We start from the raw sequence: 22223 nt of genomic DNA, 5'->3' as shown, positions 1-22223 counted from the left end.
TTTCGGTCCTCGGTTGTCGACGCGCTGCGCCCCTCGCGCAACCGGCAGAACGGGCGGGTTTCGAGGCGCTGCACTCCTCGCGCAACCGGCGGAGGCGCTCACCCGGCGGAGCGGAATCCCTCCCCCTCGAACACCACCCGCCCGTCGAGCACCGTGAGCTCGATCGGCACCTCGGGCAGTCCGGCCGCACCGACGTCGAAGGGGTCGCGGCCCAGCACCACCAGGTCGGCGACCTTGCCCGCCTCGACCGTGCCCTTCCACGAGCCCGCCCGGTCCTGCTCGGCGGGCACCGCGGTGTAGGCGCGCAGCAGGCGGTGCAGGCGATCCCGCGCCGCGGCGACCGACGCCGACCCGCCCATCGCGACGATGCGCGCCTCGGCGTCGGCGATCCCGCGCCGCCAGTCGAACCCGAGCACGGGCGAGTCTGACGACAGCACGAGCACCCCCGCGTCGAGCGCGGCGCCGTATGCCCAGGCCTCGGCGGCGGCCGACTCGCCCAGCATGCGCCCCAGCCAGCCGCCCGTTGCGGCCGCGATCCCCGATTGCGCGTTGAGCCACACGCCGAGTTCGGCCATGCGCCGCACCTGCGCCCCGGTGGCCAGGTCGCCGTGGATGATCACGTGCCCGGCGTCGCGGGCCGCGGGAGCGCCCGGAACCGCGGCCGCCTCGGCGATGGCGTCGAGCGCGAGTTCGACGGTGCGGTCGCCGGTCGCGTGCAGTCCGATCTGCAGCCCCGCGAGGTGCGCTGCGCGGATCATCTCGGCGAGGCGCTCGGCCTTCTGCTCGATCGTGTCGCCCCGCACCAGCAGGTCCCCGTGGCTGCCGTCGTCGTAGGCCCGCGCGGTCCAGGCCTGGCGCGACAGCGGGATCAGGTCTCCGAACAGCTTGACGCCCGGCACGTTGAACCACGCCGGGTCGGCCTCGGCTGCCGCCGCAGCGCGCTCCGCGACCCCGCGCAGCACGGTCTCGACATCGCTCGGGCCGTCGAGCACCCCGTACAGCGCGAGCAGCGTGACGCGCTGCAGCAGCGCCCCCTCGGCCGCGAGCTCGCGGTAGACGTCGATGATCTCGCTGTGGAAGCAGCCGGTCTCCCCGTCGTCCTCGCCGGGGCCGATGCCGGGCTCGGTGTAGCTCGTGATCCCGTACTCCGCGAGCAACCGGCCGGTGCGCAGGATCGCGGCGCGCCGCTGTGCACGAGTGCCGGCGAGCACCCCGCTCACCGCCGCGGCGGCGTCCGGATCCGGGGCGTCGAAGAAGGTGTGCGGCCAGCGCGCGCCGAGCCAGGCGCCGTGCACGTGGGAATCGTTGATGCCGGGCAGCACGGCCCGGCCGTCGAGCTCGACCACCCGGGTCTCGTCGCCGACCCAAGAGGCGAGCTCGGCATCGGTACCCACGGCGACGATGCGGCCGCGCGCCACCGCAACGGCTTCGGCGCGGGATCCGGCCGGGTCCATCACCAGCACCGCTCCGCCGCGCAGCACCAGGTCGGCGGTGCTCGGCGGTGCACTCGCCGGCGTGCTCGCCGGCGCCCCGTCCCGCACGAGTGCATCGCTCCGCATCGTCGCTTCGCTCGAGCTCATCACATTCCTCCATGGGGGCGGGATCCCGCCGATTCCGACCGGTGCGCGGGCGGCGGCATTCAGGGCTTCCCGTTTAGGTCAACGTATGTAGAATAAAACCACATCGTCGGCGTCCCGGCAACGACGCCATGCCGAACCCACGGAAACGGAGCACTCGATGACGATCCCCACCTCCACACTCGCGGCCGTGCTGACCGAGCACGGCGCCCCGCTCGAACTGCAGGAACTGCCGCTGCCCGACGCGCTCGAGGCCGGCGCCGCCCTGGTGCGCATCACCTGCACCACCCTCTGCGGCACCGACATCGAGATCTGGGCGGGCAAGATGAGCTTCCCCGGCATGCTCCCCATGGTGCTCGGGCACGAGATGGTCGGCGAGGTGATCGCCGTGGGCGAAGGAGCCGTCGACGCGCTCGGCGAGCCGCTCTCCGTCGGCGACCGCATCGGCTGGTCGGAATCGGTCTGCGGCCGCTGCTTCGGCTGCACCGTGCTGCGCCAACCGGTGGCGTGCTCCCGGCGGGGCTACGGCTTCCTGCAGCGCTCCGACACGCCGCCCTACGCCACCGCGGGACTCTCGGAGTACGCCTACGTGACCCCGGGCGCGCAGAAGCTGCGCCTGCCCGCGGAGGTCAAGGACACCTGGGCATCCGCCGCCGGGTGCGCGGCGAAGACCGTGCTGCGGGCCTTCGAGCGCGCCGGCGGCGTACGGCCGGGATCCCGAGTCGTGGTGCAGGGATCCGGCGCCCTCGGTCTCTTCGCCACGGCGGTCGCGAGCATCTCGGGAGCGGGCACCGTCATCACCGTCGGCGCTCCCGCCGCACGACTCGAGCTGGCCGAGCGCTTCGGGGCCGATCACACCGTCGACATCGGCGCTCCCCCCGCGAGCGGCGATGCCGGCGGCTCCGACGCCACAGTGGCCCGCGTGATGGACCTGACCGGCGGGCACGGCGCCGACCTCGTGCTCGACTTCGCGGGCGCGCCGAGCATCGGACCCGAGGCGATCGGCATGGCGGCGCAGCGCGGCACCGTCGCGATCGTGGGATCGACCGGCCCCGCGGGCGATCCGTTCCCGCTCTCGGCGGTCATGGGCAAGGAGCTCACCGTGGTCGGCTCGCTCAACGGCGACGTCTCCGACTACTTCCGCTCCATCGAGTTCTTCCGCACGTTCGCCGATCGCTTCCCCTGGGACGAGCTGTTCTCAGCGCCGTGCGGCCTGGAGCGGGCCTCCGACCGCATCGCGAACATGCACCGGCTCGGCGAGGTCAAGGCCGTCATCGATCCGCGGCTCACGGCTCTCTGAGCCTCCCCGGGCGACGCCCGGCACCACCGCACACCGCCCCAGCCCCCCGATCCCGATCCTCGAAAGGACGCCATGACCACCCCGATCCCCCGCCGCCGCATCGGCCGCAGCGAGCTCGAGACCTCGATCTTCGCCCTCGGCTCCTGGCACATCTACGACCGCATGCACTTCGAGGACGCCGTGGACCTCGTGCGCACCGCGCTCGACAGCGGCATCACCCTGTTCGACGTGGGCGTCTACGGCGCCCCCGGCATGCCGCCGGCGTTCACCGACGTGCTCTTCTCGGCGATCATCCGGGCGACGGGTGCGCGCCGCGACGACTACCTGCTCTCCGAGAAACTCTGGGTCGAGGGCTGGGACGACGAGGCCGGTTTCCGCCCGCAGCTCGAGCGCGCGCTGTTCCGCGTGGGCGCCGAGCACGCCGACCTCGTCGTGCTCGGCGATCTGCGCCGCGACGACGTCGCGCTGCGCGACATCGTGCTCAGCCTCGCGGAGCTGCGGAAGGCCGGCATGATCCGCGCCTGGGGTGTGAACAACTGGTCGGCGTCGAGCGTCCAGTCGCTCCTCGACATCGCGGCGGCAGAGGGCGCGCCCGCGCCGGAGATCGCTCAGCTCAAGTACAGCGTCTCGCGGCGCGCGATCCCCGACGGCGAGCCGTTCGCGAGGCTGTGGGAGCAGGGCCTCTCGATGCAGGCCTCCGACGTGATGGAGGGCGGCTACCTCGCGGGCAAGGTGGCGACCGAGCGCGAGGTGGGACGGGATCCCGGCGGCATCCGCCAGCGGATCATCGACGACGTGCCCGGATTCGTCGGCCTCGCCGAGGATCTGGGCTGCACCCCCGCGCAGCTCGCCATCGCCTTCACCCTCACCCACCCCGCCACGGCCACGACGCTCTTCGGTGCGTCGAGCGTCGGCCAGTTGGAGGCCAACCTCGGCAGTCTGGACGTGCTGCACCGCGTGGGTGCCGAGGAGATCCGCGCCCGCGTCGAGCCGTTCTGGGCCGATCGCGGCCTCGTCGACCCGGAGGGACCGTGACCATGACGACACCGACCCAGTCCGCCACGGCGGCCGCCACCCCCGAGCGTGCGGCCTCCACCCCCGACCCCGCGCCCGCCGCAGACGCCGCCGCGGCGATGACGCCCGGCGCCGCCCCGGTGGCGCACGGCTTCCCGAGCATCGCACCGGTGCCCTTCGACCCCGAGATCGCGCCGATCCTCGAGGCGATGGCCGCGGCCCCGCAGCCGCCGCTCACCGAGGAGACGCTGCCGCTCATGCGCGATGGAGCACCGGCATTCCCCAGCGGGGCCGAGGTCGCCGCCGGGCTGCCCGTGACCGCCGAGGAGCTCGTCATCCCCGGCCCGCCGGGCTCCCCCGCGCTCGAGATCACGGTGTTCCGCCCCGAGGATCCCGGCCCGGTCCCGCTCCCGATCCTCGTCAACTTCCACGGCGGCGGCATGATCGTGGGGCATCGCAGCTGGGAACACGGCCGCGTGGCCGACCTCGTCGCCCGGCACGGGGTCGTCGGCGTCAACGTCGAGTACCGCCTGGCCCCCAAGCATCCCTTCCCCGCGGGCGTCGAGGACAACTACGCGGCCACGCGCTGGGTCGCCGAGCACGCCGCGGAGCTCGGCGGCGACGCCTCGCGCATCGTGGTGATGGGCGGCAGCGCGGGCGGCGCATTCGCGGCCGCAGTGGCGCTCATGGCGCGGGATCGCGGCGGCCCCGCGCTCGCCGGGCAGCTGCTGCTGTGCCCCATGCTCGACAACACCAACTCGTCGGTCTCGAGCCTGCAGTACGACGGCATCGGCACGTGGCAGCGCGACGCGAACCTGCTCGCCTGGCGCTGCGTGCTCGGCGAGGAGCTCGCCTTCTCCCCCGAGGCGCCGGCCTACGCGGCTCCGGGCCGCGCCGCCGATCTCTCGGGCCTGCCGCCCGCCTGCATCGAGGTGGGGGCCGCCGAGATGTTCCGCGACGAGGACGTCGACTACGCCCGGCGCATCTGGGCGGCCGGCGGCACCGCCGAGCTGCACGTGTGGTCGGGCGGCTTCCACGGCTTCGACATGTACGCGCCCGGGGCCGAGATCACGCGTGCGGCGCTCGCCTCGCGCGACTCCTGGCTGCAGCGCATTCTGAACGGAGCAGACGATGACTGAGCGCCGGCCCCTGCCCGCCCGCTACCGCGCCGCCGAGCCCGATCCGCGCCCCGCGCCGGTGCCCTACGATCCCCAGCTCGAGGCCGGGCTCGCGTTCTTCCTCGACCTCGTCGAGCGCATCCCGCTGCGCGCGCACACGATCCTCGACAACCGGACCCACTTCGCCACGGTGATCCCGCCCATGGAATCCCAGGCCGAGGGCCGTGCGGTGCGGTGGGAGAACCGGGTGATCCCCGGCCCCGCGGGCGCCCCCGACATCGAGGTGACGATCGTGCGGCCGGCCGAGCACGGAACGGGATCGGACGTTCCCGGGCCGGCCGAACCGGGATCGGCCGAACCGGGATCGGCCGGACCGGGATCCGGATCCGCCGTCGCACGCCCCGCGGTGCTCGGCATCCACGGCGGAGGCTACGTGCTCGGCACGCGCTTCTTCGGCACGGGCGAGCTGATCGATCTCGCCGAGCGCTACGGCACCGTCGGCGTGGCCGTGGAGTACCGCCTCGCCCCCGAGCACCCCGCGCCCGCCGCGGCCGAGGACTGCTACGCGGCGCTCGTGTGGATGGCCGAGCACGCCGCCGAGCTCGGCATCGATCCCGCGCGCGTCGTCGTCTCCGGGGCCTCTGCGGGCGGCGGGCTCAGCGCTGCGGTGGCGCTCATGGCACGGGATCGCGGCGGCCCTCCGCTCGCGGGCCAGCTGGTGAACTGCCCCATGATCGACGATCGCAACAGCAGCGTCTCCGCGTGGCAGTACGACGGCATCGGAGCGTGGGATCGCAACAACAACGACACGGGCTGGGACGCGGCTCTGGGCGAGGATCGCGGCACCGATCGTGTGCATCCCTATCAGGCCCCGTCGCGCGCGGAGGATCTCTCGGGCCTGCCGCCCGCCTTCCTCGAGGTGGGGTCCGCCGAGATCTTCCGCGACGAGACGGTCGACTACGCCGAGCGCATCTGGGCGGCGGGCGGCGAGGCCGAGCTGCACGTGTGGTCGGGCGCCTACCACGGCTTCAGCGGCTTCTCACCCGACGCCGTCGTGTCCCGGGCCGCGCTCGACGCACGCGACAGCTGGTGGCGCAGGATCCTCGACCGATGAGCGCGCGCCGCAGCGCAGGCCGCAGCGCAGGCCGCAGCGCAGGCCGCAGCGCCCGCCGAGGTCGCGCGCGAGATCGCCGCGCGGCGAGACCCCCGATGGGGCTCGTGCGCATCACGCTCGTACTCGGTGCGCTCGAGGCCTTCGGCCCGCTCTCGATGGACCTCTACCTGCCGCAGCTGCCCCAGCTGGCGCGCTCGCTCGGCACCTCCGACGCGCTCGCGCAGGCGACGATGTCGGTGTGCATGATCGGGCTCGGGATCGGGCAGCTGATCGCCGGCCCGCTCTCTGACCGCTTCGGCCGCAAGCGGCCCCTCGTGGCGGGCGTCGTGCTGTTCGCCGTGCTCTCGGCGGTCTGCGCGGTCGCCCCGACCGTGGAGGTGCTGCTCGCGGCGCGCTTCCTGCAGGGGCTCGCCGGATCGGCGGGCGTGGTGATCAGCATGGCGGTGGCGCGGGATCTCTTCCAGGGGGTGGAGCTGTCGCGCATGCTCTCGCTCCTGGCCCTCGTCTCCTCGCTCACGCCGATCATCGCCCCGGTGATCGGCGGCCAGCTGGCCCGGTTCATGGATTGGCGGGGCATCTTCTTCGTCCTCGCCGGGATCGGGGCGGCGCTCGTGCTCGTCGCGCAGCTGGGGCTGCGCGAAACCCTCCACGAGGGGCGCCACACCGGCGGCCCGCTCGGCACCACGGCCGTCCACATCGCGTCGGTGATGCGGGATCCGCTGTTCGTGGCGATCATGCTCGCCGGGTGCCTCGGCGGCACGGCGTTCTTCGCCTACCTCTCCATGTCGAGCTTCGTGCTGCAGGGCGAGTTCGGGCTCACCCCGCAGATCTTCAGCCTGATCTTCGCGGCGAACGCACTGGCGCATCTCGGCGGGGCGCAGGTGAGCCGCTCGCTCGTGCGCCGCTTCGGCACCGTGCGCATGTACCTCTCGGGCCAGCTCGCCGGCGCCGCGGCCGCGATCCTGCTGCTGACGGCGACCCTGCTGCAGGCCCCGGCGGTCGCCTACATCCTGCTGCTGGCGCTGTATCTCGGCGCCTCCGGCCTCGGCGGCCCCAACGGCACCACGATCGCGCTCGGCGGCCACGGTTCGCGCGCCGGCACCGCATCGGCGCTGCTCGGCATGGCGATGTTCACCGCGGGTGCGGTCGTCGCGCCGCTCGTGTCGGCCGTTGCCGGCACCTCCACGCTCACGCTCGCGGCCACCGTCGCCGCGGGCGCCGTGCTCGCGGCGCTGATCGGCTGGTTCGCGGTGCGTCGCCGCGCGCCGCGGGCCGACCCCTCGTGCGGTCCCGCGGGGATCGACCCCGGGGCGACGGTGGCGGCCGGGACCGAGCCCGGGGCGACGGCAGCAGCAGCAACGGCATCAGCAGCAGCAGCTCCTGCGCCTGCGCACCGGGACGCGACGACCGTGCCCGCAAAGACAACGGGGATACCGCGCGAGTCAAGCGCTTCGCACACCGAGCGATTACCCTGAAATCACGCAACCGGACTCAAGGTGGAGGTTCATTCCATGAAAACGTATGCAGAGCTGCTCGAGGCGGTCACGGCGAAGAGCGGTGATGCCCGCGACGCAGTGGATCCCGCGACCGGAGAGGTCATCGGCAAGTCGCCGACGCAGACCGTCGCCGACCTCGAGGCCGCGATCGACACGGCCGAGGCCGCCCAGCCGGCGTGGGCCGCGCTCAGCGATGACGAGCGAAAGGCCTACCTGCACCGCGCAGCCGACGCCATCAAGGAGTCCTCCGAGGCCCTGGCCGAGCTCCTCTCCCGTGAGCAGGGCAAGCCCCTCAACGGCCCCAACGCCCGCTTCGAGGTCGGCGGGTGCGAGGTCTGGACGCGCACCGCGGCCGACACCCCCCTCCCGGTCGAGGTGCTCATCGACGATGAGTCGGGCTACGCAGAGATGCACTACCGCCCGATCGGCGTGGTCGGCGCGATCTCGCCGTGGAACTGGCCGATGATGATCTCGATCTGGCAGATCGCACCGTCGCTGCGCATGGGCAACACGGTCGTCATCAAGCCGGCCGATACCACCGCCCTCTCGGTGCGCGCCCTGGTCGCCGTGATGAACCAGGTGCTGCCCGAGGGTGTGCTCAACATCGTCACCGGCCCCGGCCGCACCATCGGCGACGCGCTCACCAAGAGCCCCAAGATCGGGAAGATCATGTTCACCGGATCGACTCCCGTGGGCAAGCAGATCATCGAGGCCTCGGCCGACAACGTCACCCGTCTCACCCTCGAGCTCGGCGGCAACGACGCCGGCATCGTGCTGCCCGACGTCGACCCGGCGGCCATCGCCGAAGACCTGTTCTGGGGCGCGTTCATCAACACCGGGCAGACCTGTGCGGCGCTCAAGCGCCTCTACGTGCACGACTCCGTCTACGACCGTGTCGTCGAGGAGCTCGCGAAGTTCGCCGCCAACGTTCCCATGGGCGTCGGCCTCGACGAGGACAACGTGCTCGGCCCGCTGCAGAACCGGGGCCAGTTCGACACCGTCGACCGCCTCGTCACGGCGGCCAAGGAGTCCGGAGCCCGCGTGGTGCTCGGCGGCGAGCCCGACTACGACGCCCCGGGCAACTTCTACCCCACGACCCTGATCGCGGACATCGATCCGCACAACGATCTCGTCGTCGAGGAGCAGTTCGGCCCCGCGCTGCCCATCATCCGCTACACCGACCTCGACGAGGTGATCGGGCTCGCCAACGAGCTCGAGTTCGGCCTCGGCTCGTCGGTCTGGAGCTCCGATCGCGCCAAGGCGCTCGAGGTCGCCGCCCGTCTCAAGGCCGGCACCACCTGGATCAACTCCCACGGCGGACTGCACCCCATGGTCCCCTTCGGCGGCGCCAAGCAGTCGGGCTACGGCCGCGAGTTCGGCGTCGAAGGCCTCAAGGCCGTCGCCGAGCCCCACGTCATCAGCGGCTGACCGCCAGCCCACGAGTGGAGGGGGCGGCGACCGACGGGTCGCCGCCCCCTCTGCGTGCGCGCGAGGCACCGGGCGTGGTCACGCATGCCGCGGGTGCCGTTCGACGTGGGCGAGGAATCGCGCGGACCATCGCTCCAGGCGGCGGCGCAGCGCCGGGTCGGTCGCGGCGCCGGTCACCGGGTCCAGCTCCGAGGCGTCGAAGGTGAGATACACCTCGGGCTGGCCGAGCGTCGGCATGTCGAGGTATGCGAGCACCTCGCGCAGCTGGTGCTGCGCGAGCGCCGTGCCCAGCCGACCGCCCGACGCACCGAGCACACCGGCCGGGATCCCCGGGAACGCGTTCTCGCCTCCCGGACGCGACCCCCACTCGAGAGCGTTCTTCAGCGCAGCGGGCATCGAGCGGTTGTACTCCGGCGTCACGAGAATGAGACCGTCGACCTCGCCGAGCTGCGCCTTGAACCGCACTGCCTCGGCCGGGAAGCGATCGTCGAGATCCCGATTGTAGAGCGGCAGGTCGTCGATCCGCACGTCGACGAGCTCGGCGCGGTCGCCGATGATCTCTGTGAGCGCCGCCAGGATCCGCCGGTTGATCGAGACCGCCGAGAGACTCCCGACGATGGTGCCGATGCGCATGGTGCCCTCCGATTCTCGGCCCCGGTGTCGCGACCGTGCCTCCCAGCTTGGCCCGCCGCGTCGATGCTGTCCAGCCCGAACGCGACGATCGAGAAGCTGCTCGAAAGCCATCCGGCCGCGATCCGGTGGCGCTGAGGGGCGACTACCAGCGGGGCTTGCGCTTGCCGTCCGAGCGATCCGACCCGGAGTCGCGCTTGCGATCGTCGCGGAATCCGCGGTCCTGCCCGCCGCCACGAGCATCGCGGTCGTTCCGGTCGTTCCTGCCGTCGCGCCCCCCTCGGCGGTCGTCGCGGTCCCAGCGCGGCTTGCGGTCGCCGCGATCATAGCCCCCGCGATCCCGGTCGTAGCTCCCGCGGTCTCCGCGATCACCACCGGCGCCGCGATCGCGACGCTCGCCGCGATCCCGCTCGACCCCACCGCGATCCCGATCGTGGCCGCCCCGACCCTGACGGTCGCGGTCGTAGCCCCCACGATCACCTCGGTCGTAGCCCGAGCGGCCGCCGCGGTCATACCCGCCGCGGCCCCCGCGATCCCCGCGATCCCCGCGGTCATAGCCGCCGCGCTTGCCGTCGCGCACGGGGCCCGTGTCGGGGCGCAGCTCGATGAGCTTGCCGCTGATGCGGGTCTGGGACAGCGCGTCCAGGGCCTCCCGGGACAGCTTCGCGGGCAGCTCGACGAGCGAGAAATCGTCGCGCATCTGGATCCGGCCGAAATCGTCGCGCCCGAGACCGCCCTCGTTGGCGATCGCGCCCACGATCTGCCCCGGCTTCACGCGCTGCCGGTGACCCACTTCGATGCGGTACATGCGCAGGTCGTCGCGCTTCGGGCCGCGCTCGCCGCGCTCCCCGCGCTCGCGATCCGGGCGGTCGCCGCGGGCTCGATCCCGCGCGCCGTCCTCCAGGAATCGCGCGGCCTGCTTGCGGTCGCGCTCGAACTTGCGGTCGTCCTCCTCGGTCAGCAGCAGCGGGGTGTCCCCCTGCGCCACGACCGCGAGCGCCGCGGCGACATCCGCCTCCGGCACGTCGTGGTGCCGCACGTAGTGATCGATGATGTCGCGGAATGCCTCGATGCGTTTGGTCTCGTCGAGCGCCGCGGTGATCGCGTCGTCGAAGCGGCTGAGGCGAGTGGCGTTGACCTCCTCGACGCGCGGCAGCGGCATCTGCGTGAGCGGCTGCTTCGTGGCCTTCTCGATCGCTTTGAGCAGACGCTGCTCGCGCGGCGTGACGAAGCTGATCGCATCGCCCGAGCGGCCCGCTCGGCCCGTGCGGCCGATGCGGTGCACGTACGACTCGGTGTCGATGGGCAGGTCGTAGTTGATGACGTGGCTGATGCGCTCGACGTCGAGGCCGCGCGCGGCGACGTCGGTCGCGACCAGGATGTCGAGTTTGCCGTCCTTGAGCGCCTGCACGGTGCGCTCGCGCTGGGCCTGCTGGATGTCGCCGTTGATCGCGGCGGCCGAGTAGCCGCGGGCGCGCAGCTTCTCGGCCACCTGCTCGGAGTCCCCGCGCGTGCGGGTGAAGACGATCATGCCGTCGAACTCCTCCACCTCGAGAATGCGCGTGAGCGCATCGAGCTTCTGCGTGTACGAGACGACGTTGTAGCGCTGCGTGATGTTGGAGCTCGTCTGGGTCTTGCCCGCGATCTTGATCTCTTGCGGATCGTTGAGGTGCTGCTGCGAGATGCGCCGGATCTGCGCGGGCATGGTCGCCGAGAACAGCGCGACCTGCTTGGTATCGGGAGTGTCGGCGAGGATCGTCTCGACGTCCTCGGCGAAGCCCATCTTCAGCATCTCGTCGGCCTCGTCGAGCACCAGGTACTTGATCTCGCTGAGATCGAGGGATCCCCGGTTCAGGTGGTCCATGATGCGGCCCGGGGTGCCCACCACGATGTCCACGCCGCGGCGCAGCGCCGAGAGCTGCTGCCCGTAGGCCTGGCCGCCGTAGACGGGCAGCAGGTGCACCTCGGGCAACTGGGACGCGTAGCTCTCGAACGCCTCGCAGACCTGCAGCGCGAGCTCGCGGGTGGGGGCGAGCACGAGCGCCTGCGGCACACCCTGGCCTGGCTCGATGCGGCTGAGGATCGGCAGCGCGAATGCCGCGGTCTTGCCGGTGCCCGTCTGCGCGAGACCGACGACATCGCGGCCGCTGAGCAGCACCGGGATCGTGGCCTCCTGGATGGCCGACGGAGTCTCGTAGCCGACCGCGGTGACCGCGCGCAACACCTCTGGGGCGAGGCCGAGATCGGCGAAGGTGACGCGCTCGGGTGCCGCGGGCTCCGCGGCAGCGGGGGCCTCGGCGGCGGGAGCGGCGGGAGCGGCGGGAGCGGCGGTAGCGGCCTCCTCGGCGAGTGTCTCGAGAGCCTCCGGTTCGGCCGGCGCGGCTTCGGCGTCGGTCTCTGCGGCGGATTCGGGATCGGATGCGGGGTCGGATGCGGGCGCGGCCGGGGTTGCGGGCTCCGCGGCGGGCTCGGGCTGGGTCTCAGCCGGTACTGCGGCCTCGGTGGAGGCGACGTCGGTCGCGGCCGTCTCGTGGGGCTCTGCGGCGTCGACGTTTTCGGAATTGCTCATCATACGATTCTACCCCGGATTCTGCGGCGCCACGCCGCCGCGAGCCACCACACGGGTCATGGCCGGCGACCCCCGGCCCCCTCTGCCGTGCGCCGCACCGAAGCGGGAGTCCCGTTCTGCCGTTTCGCCTCGTTCGATGCGGCAGAACGGGACTCCCACTTCGGGGCAGACGCCCCGGGGCGGGCACCCGGGGCGGGCACCCCGGGCGAGCACCCCGGGCGGGCACCCCGCTGTGCGGGCGGCGGTGCGAGCGGCGGTGCGAGCGGCGGACGGCGGCGCGAGCCACGCCGCGAGCCGCGCGGCGCCGGCGAGCACGGCTGCGCCGCGGCCTACGCCGAAGCCGCCGCCTGCGTCTCGCGCAGCGCGAGCCAGTCCGCGCGGCGCTGCGCCTGGAGCACCGGATCCGCCACGGGCGAGGCCGCGAGCAGACGCCGGCTGTAGGGGTGCTGCGGATCCCGCGTCACCTGCTCGCCGTCGCCCACCTCCACCAGATCGCCCCGGTACATGACCGCCACCCGGTGGCAGATGCGACGCACCACCCCCAGATCGTGCGACACGAAGAGGTACGACACACCGGTATCGCGCTGCAGCTCGATGAGCAGGTCGAGCACGGTCGCCTGCGTGGTGAGGTCGAGCGCGCTCACCGGCTCATCGCAGATGATGAGCCGGGGCTTGCGCACGAGCGCGCGGGCGATGGCGATGCGCTGGCGCTGCCCCCCGGAGAACTCGCTCGGGAAGCGATCGATCACCCCGGCCGGGAGGTTGACCCGCTCGAGCATCTCTCCCACGATGCGGCGGGCCTCGGCCCGCCCGGTCCCCGCGGTCGAGAGCGGTTCGGCGAGGATCTCGCCGACGGTCATGCGGGGGTTGAGCGAGCCGTACGGATCCTGGAAGACCACCTGGATGTCCGAGGCGAGCTCCCGACGCTCGCGCCCCGCGAGGTGCGTGATGTCGCGGCCGTCGAAGGTGATGGTGCCGCTCGTCACGGGGACGAGGCCCAGGATCGCCTTGCCCAGCGTCGACTTGCCGGAGCCCGACTCGCCCACCAGGCCCACGCACTCGCCCGCGCCCACCTCGAGCGACACCTCGTGCAGCACGCGGTTGGGCCTGCGCTTCGACCCGTACTCGACGGCCACTCGCTCCGCCCGCAGCAGGGGCTCGGGCGTGGACGTCTCCCGCACGCCTCTGTCGGACGCCGTCTGCTCCTGCGCGCTCATACGTCGCCCTCCTTGTTCGCACCTGCTGAGACCGGTTCGGGGCCGGGCACGGCACCGGCCCCGGATCCGGGCTCGGCATCGACTCCGGGCACGGCGCCGGCCCCGGATCCCGGCTCGGCACCGGCCCCGGATCCCAGCTCGGCACCGGCACCGGATCCGACCTCCGCGTCGAGCTCGACCCGGCTCGCGGCCCCGTCGAGCGAGGCCGCGATGAGCTCGCGGGTGTAGTCGCTCTCGGGGTGCGCGAAGATCGGACCGACGTCGTCGATCTCGACGATGGATCCGGATCGCATCACCACGACGCGATCGCAGATGTCGGCCACAACGCCGAAGTTGTGGGTGACGATGACGAGCGCCATCTGGTCCTCCTGCTGCAGCTCGCGCAGCAGCTCGAGCACCTCGGCCTGCACGGTGACGTCGAGCGCCGTGGTGGGCTCGTCGGCCACGAGCACCGACGGCCTGCCGGCGATCGCCCCCGCGATGAGCACGCGCTGCGCCATGCCGCCCGAGAGCTCGTGCGGGTACGACTTCATGACCCGATGGGGATCCACGATGCCGACCCGGTCGAGCATCGCGAGCGCGCGCTCGCGCGCCTCGGACCGGCTCATCCCGTGCACGGCGCGCAGCGGCTCGGTGAGCTGGTAGCCGATCGTGTACGAGGGATCGAGGTTCGTCATCGGCTCCTGCGGGATGTAGCCGATCTCATGACCGAGCAGCCGCGCCCGGTCGCGCTTCGACAGCGTGGTCACGTCCTCGCCGCCGATCCAGATCGCGTCGGCGGTGTAGTAGCCCGACTGGGGCAGCAGGTCGAGCATCGAGAACACGGTCTGCGACTTGCCGGATCCCGATTCGCCCACGATCCCGAGCACCTCGCCCGGCGCCACGTCGAGGGTGATCCCGTGCACCACCTCGACCTCTCCGTCGGGAGTCTCGTAGCTCACCCGCAGGTTCTCGAGCCGCACGGCCGAATCGACCGCGGCGACGGAGATCGACCCGGTGGTCGACGTCGTCGCGGGTGCCGAGCCGCGGGCGGCGTTCTCGGCCTCGATGGCCTTGCGCTGACGGCGGGACAGCACGGGGGTCTTCGCGTTGATGACGTCGCCGAGCGTCGAGCCCAGCACCGCGAAGGCGGCGATCGAGATGCCCAGCGCGAGCGACGGCCAGAGCAGCAGCAGCGGATCGGTGCGCATGACCTGGAAGCCCTCGTTCATAGCCGCGCCCCAGCCGGGCGTCGTGCCGCCGCCGATGCCGAGGAACTGGAGGCCGGCCTGCATGCCCATGGCGATGCCTGCCGTGAGCGCCGACTGGATGACGAGCGGCGCGAAGACCTGGCGGATGACGTGCCGCGCCATGATGCGCAGATCGGTGAGGCCCGAGACCCGCGCGGCGTCGACGTACATCTCCCCCCGCACGGCGAGCACGGTCGAGCGCGTGAGTCGGAAGTAGCCGGGAGCCATGAAGATGCCGATGGTGATCATGAGCAGCGTCAGGTCGTTGCCGGTGTTGGCGCCGACGATGAGCAGGATCACCATGCCGGGCACGGACTGCAGCCCGTCGCTGATCCACGTGCCGATGCGATCGGTCGCCCCGCCGTAGTACCCGGCGGCGAGGCCGGAGGGGACGCCGAGCACGAGCGAGGTGAGGATCGCGACGAAGGCACCCCACAGGGTGATCTGGGCGCCCCAGATGAGGCGGCTCAGCACGTCCCGTCCGGTGGTGTCGCCGCCGAGCGGGTGCTCCCAGCTCGGCAGCGCGCGCGCCTGCGACAGGATCACCTCGTTGGGGTCGTACGGGGACAGCCAGGGCGCGAGGATCGCGACGAGCACGATGAGCGCGAGCACCGAGAGCGAGACGGCGCCCGCAGGGCGCCGGAGCAGTCGGCGGAGCACGGAGCCGCGTTCGCCGGACCGCGTGTCCGGTCGCGCGGAGAGGGGCGCGGTGGTGGTGGTCATTTCACTCGAACCTTCGGGTTGATCCAGCCGAGCACGATGTCGAGCAGGAGGTTGACGACGATGACGAACACGACGGTGACGACCGTGATGCCGAGCAGCGTGGGGATGTCTCCGTTCTGGGACGAGCTCTGCGTGAGCTCGCCGATACCCTTGATGCCGAATATCTGCTCGACGATGATCGCACCCGAGAGCAGGCCGACGAACAGGAGGGCGAGGATCGTCAGGGACGCCGGCGCCGAGTTGCGCAGCAGGTGGAGGGCGACGCGCCAGAACGGGATGCCCCGGCTGCGCAGCGTACGGGTGTAGTCCTGGGCGTCGGCTTGGATGATCCCGTTGCGCAGCTGCTCGGCGATCATGACGATCGCGCCCAGCGCGAGGGAGATCGCGGGCAGGGTGATGGATCTCAGCCAGCCGGGCAGCGACTCGCTCGGCTGCACGTATCCGATGGCCGGGAACCACTTGAGCTGCACGGCGAACGTCATGACGAGCACGACGGCGACCCAGAAGCCGGGCAGTGCGAAGAGGATGACGGCCCCCGCTTTGACGGTCTTGTCGATCCAGCTGTGGGGGCGCAGGCCGGCGAGGGTGCCGAGCATGGCGCCGAGCAGTGCGGAGAGGGCGACCGACGCGGTGACGAGCGACAGGGTGACCGGCAGCCGCAGAGCGAGGATCTTGTCGATGGGCTGGTCATTCTTCCAGGAGGTGCCGAAGTCGCCCTGGAGGAGGTTCAGCAGCCACTCCTGGTACTGCACGAGCACCGGGCGATCGGCGCCGATCTTGACGGTGAGCGCGGCGATGGCCTCGGGCGTGGCCCCGCTGCCGAGCAGGCCGAGTGCGGGGTTCGGGATGGCCGCGTGCGCGAGGAAGAAGGTGCCGCTCGCCACGACGAAGAGCAGCACGATGCCGGAGAGCAGCCGCTTGAGTATGAAGAGGATCATCGGGTTTCCCTGGTCGAACGGAGCGGGGCGGAACTGACGGAGCGGAGCGGGGCGGAACCGACGGGGCGGGGGCCGCGTCGCACTGCGGCCCCCGCCCCGCGAAGGTCAGCCTCCGACGGAGATCTGACGCAGCGTCGGGAACATGAGGCCGATGACCGGCTTCACGTCGAACTCCGAGGTGCTCACGAAGATGTTCTCGTTCTGGCCGAAGACCGCGTTGTACCCCTGCTCGGTCACGAGCGCGTTGAGCTGCTCGATCTCGGCGAGCTGCGCGTCGCCGGGCTCGGCCGCGAACACGGCGTCGACCTGCTCCTGCACACCGTCGAGGTTCGCGAGGCCCGGGTTCGGGTTGTACCACTGCGGCTTCGAGATCTGGCGCTCGACGGTGGCCACCGGGTTGGCGTCCATCGCGATCACCGCGATGTACATGGGGTAGGTGGGGGCCTTGCCCATGTAGCTCATGAAGTCGGTCTCCTCCCAGGTGACCGTGATCCCGAGCTCGGCGAGCGTCTGCTCGACGATGGCCTGGTAGGGCTGGAAGGGAGCGGCCATCGGCATGGCGACGTCGAAGCCGTCGGCGTAGCCCGCCTCGGCCAGCAGCGACTTGGCCCGATCGAGGTCGACGGGGAACTCCGCGTCGAGGGATTCCACATTGCCCGGCGTGCCGGTCGGGAACAGCTGGGTCGAGACGAAGCCCTCCCCCTGCGCGATGGAGTCGTGGATGCCCTGGCGGTCGAACGCGAAGTTGAGCGCCTGACGCACCCGCACGTCGCCGAGCGGCGATCCCATGTCGCCCGAGCGATCCGAGAAGTTGAGCCCGGCCCAGGTGGCGAGCCCGCGCGCGACCTTCCAGTCGTTCTGCTCGGCCAGATCCGCCCCGGTCTTGTCGGTGTAGATGAGGTTGAGCTGTTCCGCCTCCATGGCGTTGAGCATGGCCGTGGGATCGCTGAGCGGCGTGATCTTCAGCGGGTCGAACGGGAACGCGCCGGCGTCCCAGTGCCCCTCGACCTTGTCGAAGGCGTACTCGCTGCCGGGAACGCTCGAGTCGCTGAGCGTGTAGGGGCCCGAGCCGACGGGTGCCTCCGAGAGCGTGCCGGCGTCGATCGCGCTCGGCGCGGCGAGATAGCTGCGGCCGAGTCCGAGGAAGTAGAGCATGGTGTCGTCGCGCTTCGACAGCGAGAACTCGATCGTGTCGTCGTCGACCTTCGCGATCTGCTCGACGTTGAGGTAGGCCTCGCTCGCCGTGGTGCCGTCCTTGAGGTGCTGCAGGCCGGCGACGACCGCGTCGGCGTCGACCGGCGTGCCGTCCGAGAACTCCGCGTCGGTGCGGATGTCGAACGTCACGGTGCGGAAGTCGTCCGACACCTGCCACTCGGTGGCGATCCCCGGCTGGGGTTCGCCGGCCTCATCGGTGGTGATGAGCGCGTCGTAGACGGCCGACAGGTAGGGGCCGTCGAAGCCGAGATCGGCGTTCGCGGGGTCCCAGTTGGTGACGTCCAGGAAGTTGCCGATGCTCAGAGGGACCGCGCCGCCGGGCGCGTCCTCGCCGCCGGTCTCCGCGCCGCCCGCCGAGCAGGAGGTGAGCGCGAGCGCCGCAGCGGCGACGACCGCGATGCCCGTGAGGGTGTTCTTCTTCATGTCTGCTTCTCTCGGTAGTTCGGACATGTCGTTTCTTGGGGGTGAGGCACCGTTGCAGATCCGCCATGCAGCGCGGGAGGAGAACATTCTCCCAGCTGCGATGGACGTCACTTCGGCGTGCCGTCGGATTTCATTCTACGTGCGTTGACAAAAAACGCAAGTCATCCGGACCCTCGCGAACATCACGAATTCGACACGGCGCGAGGCGGCGCCGACCCCTGGCGCGGCGGCCCAGGATCGTATACGATCTGACCAGGACCCAGGAAACGGAGGACTCGTGCTCGAGCAGTCGCAGATTGAATCCATCGCCGAGGAATTGGTGCAGGCCGACCGGGATCGCACGATCCTCCCGAAGCTCACCTCGCGCTACCCGGGAATGGTGGTCGAGGATTCCTACGCCATCCAGAAGGTGTGGTCGGATCGACGCATCGCCGACGGGGCCCGGCTCGTGGGCCACAAGATCGGGCTCACCTCGAAGGTCATGCAGCTCGCCACCGGCATCTCCGAACCCGACTACGGCGTGATCCACGACGACATGGTCTACGAGTCCGGATCGGTGCTCGAGTTCGATCGCTTCTCGAACGTGCGCATCGAGGTCGAGCTCGCCTTCGTGCTGTCGCGGCCGCTCGCGGGCCCGGACGTCACCCTCTTCGACGTGTTGGACGCGACGGCCTATGTCGTCCCCGCGCTCGAGGTGCTCAACTCGCACCTCGAGCTCGAGGGCCGCACCATCGTCGACACGATCAGCGACAACGCGGCGATGGGCGCCATGGTGCTCGGCGGCCGCCCGGTGCGGATCGACGAGCTCGACCTCACCTGGGCCAAGGCGCTGCTCTACCGCAACGAGACCATCGAGGACTCGGGAGTCGCGGGCGCCGTGCTCGGCCACCCCGCACTCGGCGTGGCGTGGCTGGCGAACAAGCTCGCGCAGCACGGCCAGACGCTCGAGGCGGGAGAGATCATCCTCGCGGGCTCGTTCACGAAGCCCATGTGGGTCGAGCGCGGCGACACCGTGCACGCCGACTACCACGAGCTGGGGTCGGTGACATGCCGATTCGTGTAGACCTGCCGGCCACGCTGCGCAAGCGCCTCGCTGAGGCCGACCGCCCGCTCATCGGTCTGTGGGCGTGCGCGGGGAGCCCCATCACCGCCGAGATCGTGGCCGGGAGCGGCTGCGACTGGGTGCTGCTCGATGCGGAGCACTCCCCCAACGGCCTGGAGTCGGTGCTCGCCCAGCTCTACGCGATGTCTGCATACCCGGTCGCCCCGCTCGTGCGGCCGCCCTTCGGCGACACCGTCACGATCAAGCAGTTCCTCGATCTGGGCGCGCAGAATCTGCTGATCCCGATGGTCGACTCGGCCGAGCAGGCGGAGCGGATCGTGCGCGCCGTGCGCTATCCGGACGGCTCGGCCGGCGGCGGGGTGCGGGGCGTGGGATCAGCGCTCGCGCGCTCGGCCCGCTGGAACCGGGTGGAGGGCTACCTCGGCCGGGCGGCGGAGACCATCAGTCTGACCGTGCAGATCGAGTCGGCCGCGGCGGTGGCCGACGTCGAGCGCATCGTGGCGGTCGACGGCGTCGACGCGATCTTCGTGGGGCCGTCCGACCTCGCCGCCTCGATGGGCCTGCTGGGCCAGCAGAATCACCCCGAGGTGGTCGAGTCGGTGCTGCGCGCGATCGCCGCCGGCGTGGCCGCGGGAACGCCCGTCGGCGTGAACGCCTTCGTCGCAGCGGACGCCGACCGCTACATCGCGGCGGGCGCCTCGTTCGTCGCGGTGGGCGCCGACGTGGCGATCCTCGCTCGCCAGACCGAGGCCCTCGTGGATCGCTTCGCGGGCGGCGCGAACGGTGAACGCGCGAGCTACTGACGGCCGGCCACACACCCCTCTTCACAAACCCCTTCAGATCGTATACGATAAGAAATATAACGAGGCGCGGAGTTCCTGAACCCCGCGCACGAGAAAGATGAGCGAGGTCGCCATGACGTACGGAATCGAGCAGCTGGGCATCGAGACGCCGGGCAAGATCATTGCCGTCCACCTCAACTACCCCTCGCGGATCGCGCAGCGCGGCCGCACTCCCCAGTTCCCCTCCTACTTCTTCAAGCCGGCCTCGTCGCTCGCCCCCACCGGCGGCACGATCGAGCGCCCCGCGGGCACCGAGCTGCTCGCCTTCGAGGGTGAGATCGCCCTCGTGATCGGCGAGCCGGCCCGCTGGGTCTCCCCCGAGGACGGCTGGAAGCACGTGGCCCGGGTCACCGCGGCCAACGACTTCGGCCTCTACGACCTGCGCGCCGCCGACAAGGGCTCCAACGTGCGCAACAAGGGCGGCGACGGCTTCACCCCGATCGGCCCCGTCGCGATCCCCACCGCGGGCATCGGCCAGGATGCCTGGCGCGTGCGCACCTGGGTCAACGGGGCGCTGGTGCAGGACGACACGAGCGACACCCTCGCGTTCCCCTTCGGGCAGCTCGTGGCCGACCTCTCGCAGCACATGACGCTCGAGTCGGGCGACGTGATCCTCACAGGCACCCCGGCCGGCTCCTCGGTCGTCGTGCCGGGCGACGTGGTCGAGGTCGAGGTCGACGCACCGAACGCCGCGGGCTCCCCCAGCACCGGCCGCCTGGTCACCACCGTCGCCCAGGGCGGCACCGCGTTCGGCGACTTCGGCAACACGCCCGCAGTCAACGACACGCAGCGGGTCGAGGCGTGGGGCGACGAGGCGGCGCACGCCGCTGCGGTCGCCGCCGGCAAGGCGTCCCCGCTGAGCGAGAGCCCGGTCTCGACGAGCGCGACCGACGGCTCGCCCCTCACCGACGAGATCCGCGCGCTGCTCGACGGCGTGGCGGTCGCCACCGTCTCGGCGGCGCTGCGCAAGCGCGGGTACGTCGACGTCTTCATCGACGGGGTGCACCCGAACCACGAGGGCGACACGATCCTCGGCACCGCCAAGACCCTGCGCTTCATCCCGTTTCGCCCCGACCTGTTCAAGCAGCACGGCGGCGGCTTCAACGCGCAGAAGCGCGCCTTCGACACCGTCGAGGCCGGCGAGGTGCTCGTGGTCGAGGCCCGCGGCATCCCGTCGACCGGCACCGTGGGCGACGTGCTCGCGCTGCGCGCGCAGGTCCGCGGCGCCGCCGGCATCGTCACCGACGGCGGCGTGCGCGACTTCGCGGCCGTGCAGGAGTTCGACATCCCCGTCTTCTCCCAGGGCGCGCACCCGAGCGTGCTCGGCCGCCGTCACGTGCCGTGGGAGACCGACGTGACCATCGCCTGCGGCGGCGCGGCCGTGCAGCCGGGCGACATCGTCATGGGCGACCGCGACGGCGTGATCGTGATCCCGCCGTTCCTGCTCGAGGAGGTGGCCCGCGAGGCCGCCGCCCAGGAGCGCGCCGACGCGTGGGTCGCCGAGCAGGTCGCCCAGGGCGCCCCGGTCGACGGCCTGTTCCCCATGAACGCCGAGTGGCGCGCGAAGTACGAGGCCGAGACGGCCGGGCAGGGCGCACGGGCGTAGCCATGGCCGCCGAGTCGAAGTCCGAGCGCGCGTACCGCCTGATCCGGGATCGGATCGACAGCGGGCAGTACGTGCCGGGATACCGCCTGGTGCTCGCACCGATCGCCACCGAGCTCGGCATGTCGGTCGTGCCGGTGCGCGAGGCCATCCGACGTCTGGAGGCGGAGCAGCTCGTCACCTTCGAGCGCAACGTCGGCGCCCAGGTCTCGCTCATCAAGGAGACCGAGTACCTGCACACCATGCAGACGCTCGCGCTCGTCGAGGGGGCCGCTACGGGGCTCGCGGCGCCGCACATCACGGCGGACCAGATCCGCCGCGCGCGCCTCGTCAACCGGACGATGCGCGAGTCGCTCAGCGCGTTCGACCCCCAGCGCTTCACCGAGCTCAACCTCGAGTTCCACAGCGTGCTGTTCGAGACGTGCCCCAACCCGCACATCCTCGACCTCGTGCACCGCGGCTGGAATCGCATGAAGGTGCTGCGCAACTCGTCGTTCAGCTTCGTGCCCGGCCGGGCGCAGGAGTCGGTCGACGAGCACGAGCGGCTGCTGCAGCTCATCGAGGATCGCGCCGCGCCGCTCGACATCGAGATGGCCGCTCGAGCGCACCGCACGGCGACGCTCGACGCGGTGCTCGCCTACTCCGACGAGCACCGCCACACGGGAGAGCAGCGGGCGGCACCGGCCGCCTGATCCCCTCCGTTCAGAATCCACATCCACCACCG

17 protein-coding genes are annotated in these 22223 nt (G+C 71.6%); 10 read left to right on the top strand and 7 right to left on the bottom strand.

Going from position 1 to position 22223, the window contains the following annotated elements; genetic code table 11:
- Nucleotides 1–98: 98 nt before the first annotated feature.
- A complete protein-coding gene (locus tag EVS81_RS13640) occupies nucleotides 99–1580 on the bottom strand; it encodes an amidohydrolase (protein WP_240739862.1) in 1482 nt (493 codons plus the stop codon).
- A gap of 157 nt (nucleotides 1581–1737) precedes the next feature.
- Between EVS81_RS13640 and EVS81_RS13635 the strand changes: the two genes are divergently transcribed.
- From EVS81_RS13635 to EVS81_RS13610, 6 genes are all read left to right on the top strand, one after another.
- Entirely contained in the window at nucleotides 1738–2877 is a 1140-nt protein-coding gene (locus EVS81_RS13635) for a zinc-binding dehydrogenase (protein WP_205879344.1), read from the top strand.
- Between the two features lie 72 nt (nucleotides 2878–2949).
- Nucleotides 2950–3912: an aldo/keto reductase gene (locus EVS81_RS13630; protein WP_130110846.1), complete on the top strand. Its 963-nt coding sequence runs from the start codon at nucleotides 2950–2952 to the stop codon at nucleotides 3910–3912.
- 2 nt (nucleotides 3913–3914) lie between these two features.
- Nucleotides 3915–5030: an alpha/beta hydrolase gene (locus EVS81_RS13625; RefSeq protein ID WP_240739861.1), complete on the top strand. Its 1116-nt coding sequence runs from the start codon at nucleotides 3915–3917 to the stop codon at nucleotides 5028–5030.
- Nucleotides 5023–6123, top strand: coding sequence for an alpha/beta hydrolase (locus tag EVS81_RS13620; RefSeq protein WP_130110845.1), 1101 nt, complete (start codon nucleotides 5023–5025; stop codon nucleotides 6121–6123). Before EVS81_RS13625 ends, EVS81_RS13620 begins: the two co-directional genes overlap by 8 nt.
- Before the next feature lie 95 nt (nucleotides 6124–6218).
- The gene (locus EVS81_RS13615; protein WP_130110844.1) at nucleotides 6219–7598 is read left to right on the top strand and encodes a multidrug effflux MFS transporter; all 1380 of its coding nucleotides are present in this window, start codon (nucleotides 6219–6221) and stop codon (nucleotides 7596–7598) included.
- Between the two features lie 36 nt (nucleotides 7599–7634).
- Nucleotides 7635–9047 carry an aldehyde dehydrogenase family protein gene (locus EVS81_RS13610; RefSeq protein WP_130110843.1) on the top strand — a complete coding sequence of 471 codons (1413 nt, stop codon included), beginning with the start codon at nucleotides 7635–7637 and terminating at the stop codon, nucleotides 9045–9047.
- A gap of 78 nt (nucleotides 9048–9125) precedes the next feature.
- Here EVS81_RS13610 and EVS81_RS13605 read toward each other — a convergent pair whose 3' ends face one another.
- From EVS81_RS13605 to EVS81_RS13580, 6 genes are all read right to left on the bottom strand, one after another.
- Complete coding sequence (locus EVS81_RS13605) at nucleotides 9126–9680, bottom strand: NADPH-dependent FMN reductase (RefSeq protein WP_130110842.1); 555 nt, start codon at nucleotides 9678–9680, stop codon at nucleotides 9126–9128.
- A gap of 142 nt (nucleotides 9681–9822) precedes the next feature.
- On the bottom strand, nucleotides 9823–12246 hold the full coding sequence (locus EVS81_RS13600) for a DEAD/DEAH box helicase (protein WP_205879343.1): 2424 nt from the start codon (nucleotides 12244–12246) through the stop codon (nucleotides 9823–9825).
- 329 nt (nucleotides 12247–12575) lie between these two features.
- Nucleotides 12576–13463, bottom strand: coding sequence for an ABC transporter ATP-binding protein (locus EVS81_RS13595; protein WP_130110841.1), 888 nt, complete (start codon nucleotides 13461–13463; stop codon nucleotides 12576–12578).
- Nucleotides 13460–15415: a dipeptide/oligopeptide/nickel ABC transporter permease/ATP-binding protein gene (locus EVS81_RS13590; protein ID WP_130110840.1), complete on the bottom strand. Its 1956-nt coding sequence runs from the start codon at nucleotides 15413–15415 to the stop codon at nucleotides 13460–13462. The genes EVS81_RS13595 and EVS81_RS13590 overlap by 4 nt, the downstream gene beginning before the upstream one ends.
- Nucleotides 15412–16353, bottom strand: a complete 942-nt coding sequence (locus EVS81_RS13585) for an ABC transporter permease (protein WP_130110839.1) — start codon at nucleotides 16351–16353, stop codon at nucleotides 15412–15414. The genes EVS81_RS13590 and EVS81_RS13585 overlap by 4 nt, the downstream gene beginning before the upstream one ends.
- 105 nt (nucleotides 16354–16458) lie before the next feature.
- Entirely contained in the window at nucleotides 16459–17991 is a 1533-nt protein-coding gene (locus tag EVS81_RS13580; protein WP_130110838.1) for an ABC transporter substrate-binding protein, read from the bottom strand.
- 277 nt (nucleotides 17992–18268) lie between these two features.
- On the opposite strand from EVS81_RS13580, the gene EVS81_RS13575 reads away from it, so the two are divergent.
- The 4 genes from EVS81_RS13575 to EVS81_RS13560 all read left to right on the top strand — a co-directional run bounded on the left by EVS81_RS13575 (nucleotide 18269) and on the right by EVS81_RS13560 (nucleotide 22191).
- Nucleotides 18269–19054, top strand: coding sequence for a fumarylacetoacetate hydrolase family protein (locus tag EVS81_RS13575; RefSeq protein ID WP_130110837.1), 786 nt, complete (start codon nucleotides 18269–18271; stop codon nucleotides 19052–19054).
- Nucleotides 19039–19857 (top strand): HpcH/HpaI aldolase family protein, encoded by an 819-nt coding sequence (locus EVS81_RS13570; protein ID WP_130110836.1) that lies wholly within the window; start codon nucleotides 19039–19041, stop codon nucleotides 19855–19857. The genes EVS81_RS13575 and EVS81_RS13570 overlap by 16 nt, the downstream gene beginning before the upstream one ends.
- A gap of 112 nt (nucleotides 19858–19969) precedes the next feature.
- Nucleotides 19970–21502, top strand: a complete 1533-nt coding sequence (locus EVS81_RS13565; protein WP_130110835.1) for a fumarylacetoacetate hydrolase family protein — start codon at nucleotides 19970–19972, stop codon at nucleotides 21500–21502.
- A 2-nt stretch (nucleotides 21503–21504) separates the two neighbouring features.
- Entirely contained in the window at nucleotides 21505–22191 is a 687-nt protein-coding gene (locus EVS81_RS13560) for a GntR family transcriptional regulator (RefSeq protein WP_130110834.1), read from the top strand.
- The last annotated feature ends 32 nt before the right edge of the window (nucleotides 22192–22223 follow it).

Source organism: Leucobacter triazinivorans (assembly GCF_004208635.1).
GTDB classification, from domain to species: Bacteria; Actinomycetota; Actinomycetes; order Actinomycetales; family Microbacteriaceae; genus Leucobacter; species Leucobacter triazinivorans.
Note: the sequence above shows the minus strand (reverse complement) of the source record. Positions and strands in the feature narration are given on the sequence as shown.

What these genes read in the sequence shown, in the direction of transcription:
- EVS81_RS13640 (WP_240739862.1), bottom strand. Translation starts at nt 1,580, where the DNA reads ATGAGCTCGAGCGAAGCGACGATGCGGAGCGATGCACTCGTGCGGGAC.
- EVS81_RS13635 (WP_205879344.1), top strand. Translation starts at nt 1,738, where the DNA reads ATGACGATCCCCACCTCCACACTCGCGGCCGTGCTGACCGAGCACGGC.
- EVS81_RS13630 (WP_130110846.1), top strand. Translation starts at nt 2,950, where the DNA reads ATGACCACCCCGATCCCCCGCCGCCGCATCGGCCGCAGCGAGCTCGAG.
- EVS81_RS13625 (WP_240739861.1), top strand. Translation starts at nt 3,915, where the DNA reads ATGACGACACCGACCCAGTCCGCCACGGCGGCCGCCACCCCCGAGCGT.
- EVS81_RS13620 (WP_130110845.1), top strand. Translation starts at nt 5,023, where the DNA reads ATGACTGAGCGCCGGCCCCTGCCCGCCCGCTACCGCGCCGCCGAGCCC.
- EVS81_RS13615 (WP_130110844.1), top strand. Translation starts at nt 6,219, where the DNA reads ATGGGGCTCGTGCGCATCACGCTCGTACTCGGTGCGCTCGAGGCCTTC.
- EVS81_RS13610 (WP_130110843.1), top strand. Translation starts at nt 7,635, where the DNA reads ATGAAAACGTATGCAGAGCTGCTCGAGGCGGTCACGGCGAAGAGCGGT.
- EVS81_RS13605 (WP_130110842.1), bottom strand. Translation starts at nt 9,680, where the DNA reads ATGCGCATCGGCACCATCGTCGGGAGTCTCTCGGCGGTCTCGATCAAC.
- EVS81_RS13600 (WP_205879343.1), bottom strand. Translation starts at nt 12,246, where the DNA reads ATGAGCAATTCCGAAAACGTCGACGCCGCAGAGCCCCACGAGACGGCC.
- EVS81_RS13595 (WP_130110841.1), bottom strand. Translation starts at nt 13,463, where the DNA reads ATGAGCGCGCAGGAGCAGACGGCGTCCGACAGAGGCGTGCGGGAGACG.
- EVS81_RS13590 (WP_130110840.1), bottom strand. Translation starts at nt 15,415, where the DNA reads ATGACCACCACCACCGCGCCCCTCTCCGCGCGACCGGACACGCGGTCC.
- EVS81_RS13585 (WP_130110839.1), bottom strand. Translation starts at nt 16,353, where the DNA reads ATGATCCTCTTCATACTCAAGCGGCTGCTCTCCGGCATCGTGCTGCTC.
- EVS81_RS13580 (WP_130110838.1), bottom strand. Translation starts at nt 17,991, where the DNA reads ATGAAGAAGAACACCCTCACGGGCATCGCGGTCGTCGCCGCTGCGGCG.
- EVS81_RS13570 (WP_130110836.1), top strand. Translation starts at nt 19,039, where the DNA reads ATGCCGATTCGTGTAGACCTGCCGGCCACGCTGCGCAAGCGCCTCGCT.
- EVS81_RS13565 (WP_130110835.1), top strand. Translation starts at nt 19,970, where the DNA reads ATGACGTACGGAATCGAGCAGCTGGGCATCGAGACGCCGGGCAAGATC.
- EVS81_RS13560 (WP_130110834.1), top strand. Translation starts at nt 21,505, where the DNA reads ATGGCCGCCGAGTCGAAGTCCGAGCGCGCGTACCGCCTGATCCGGGAT.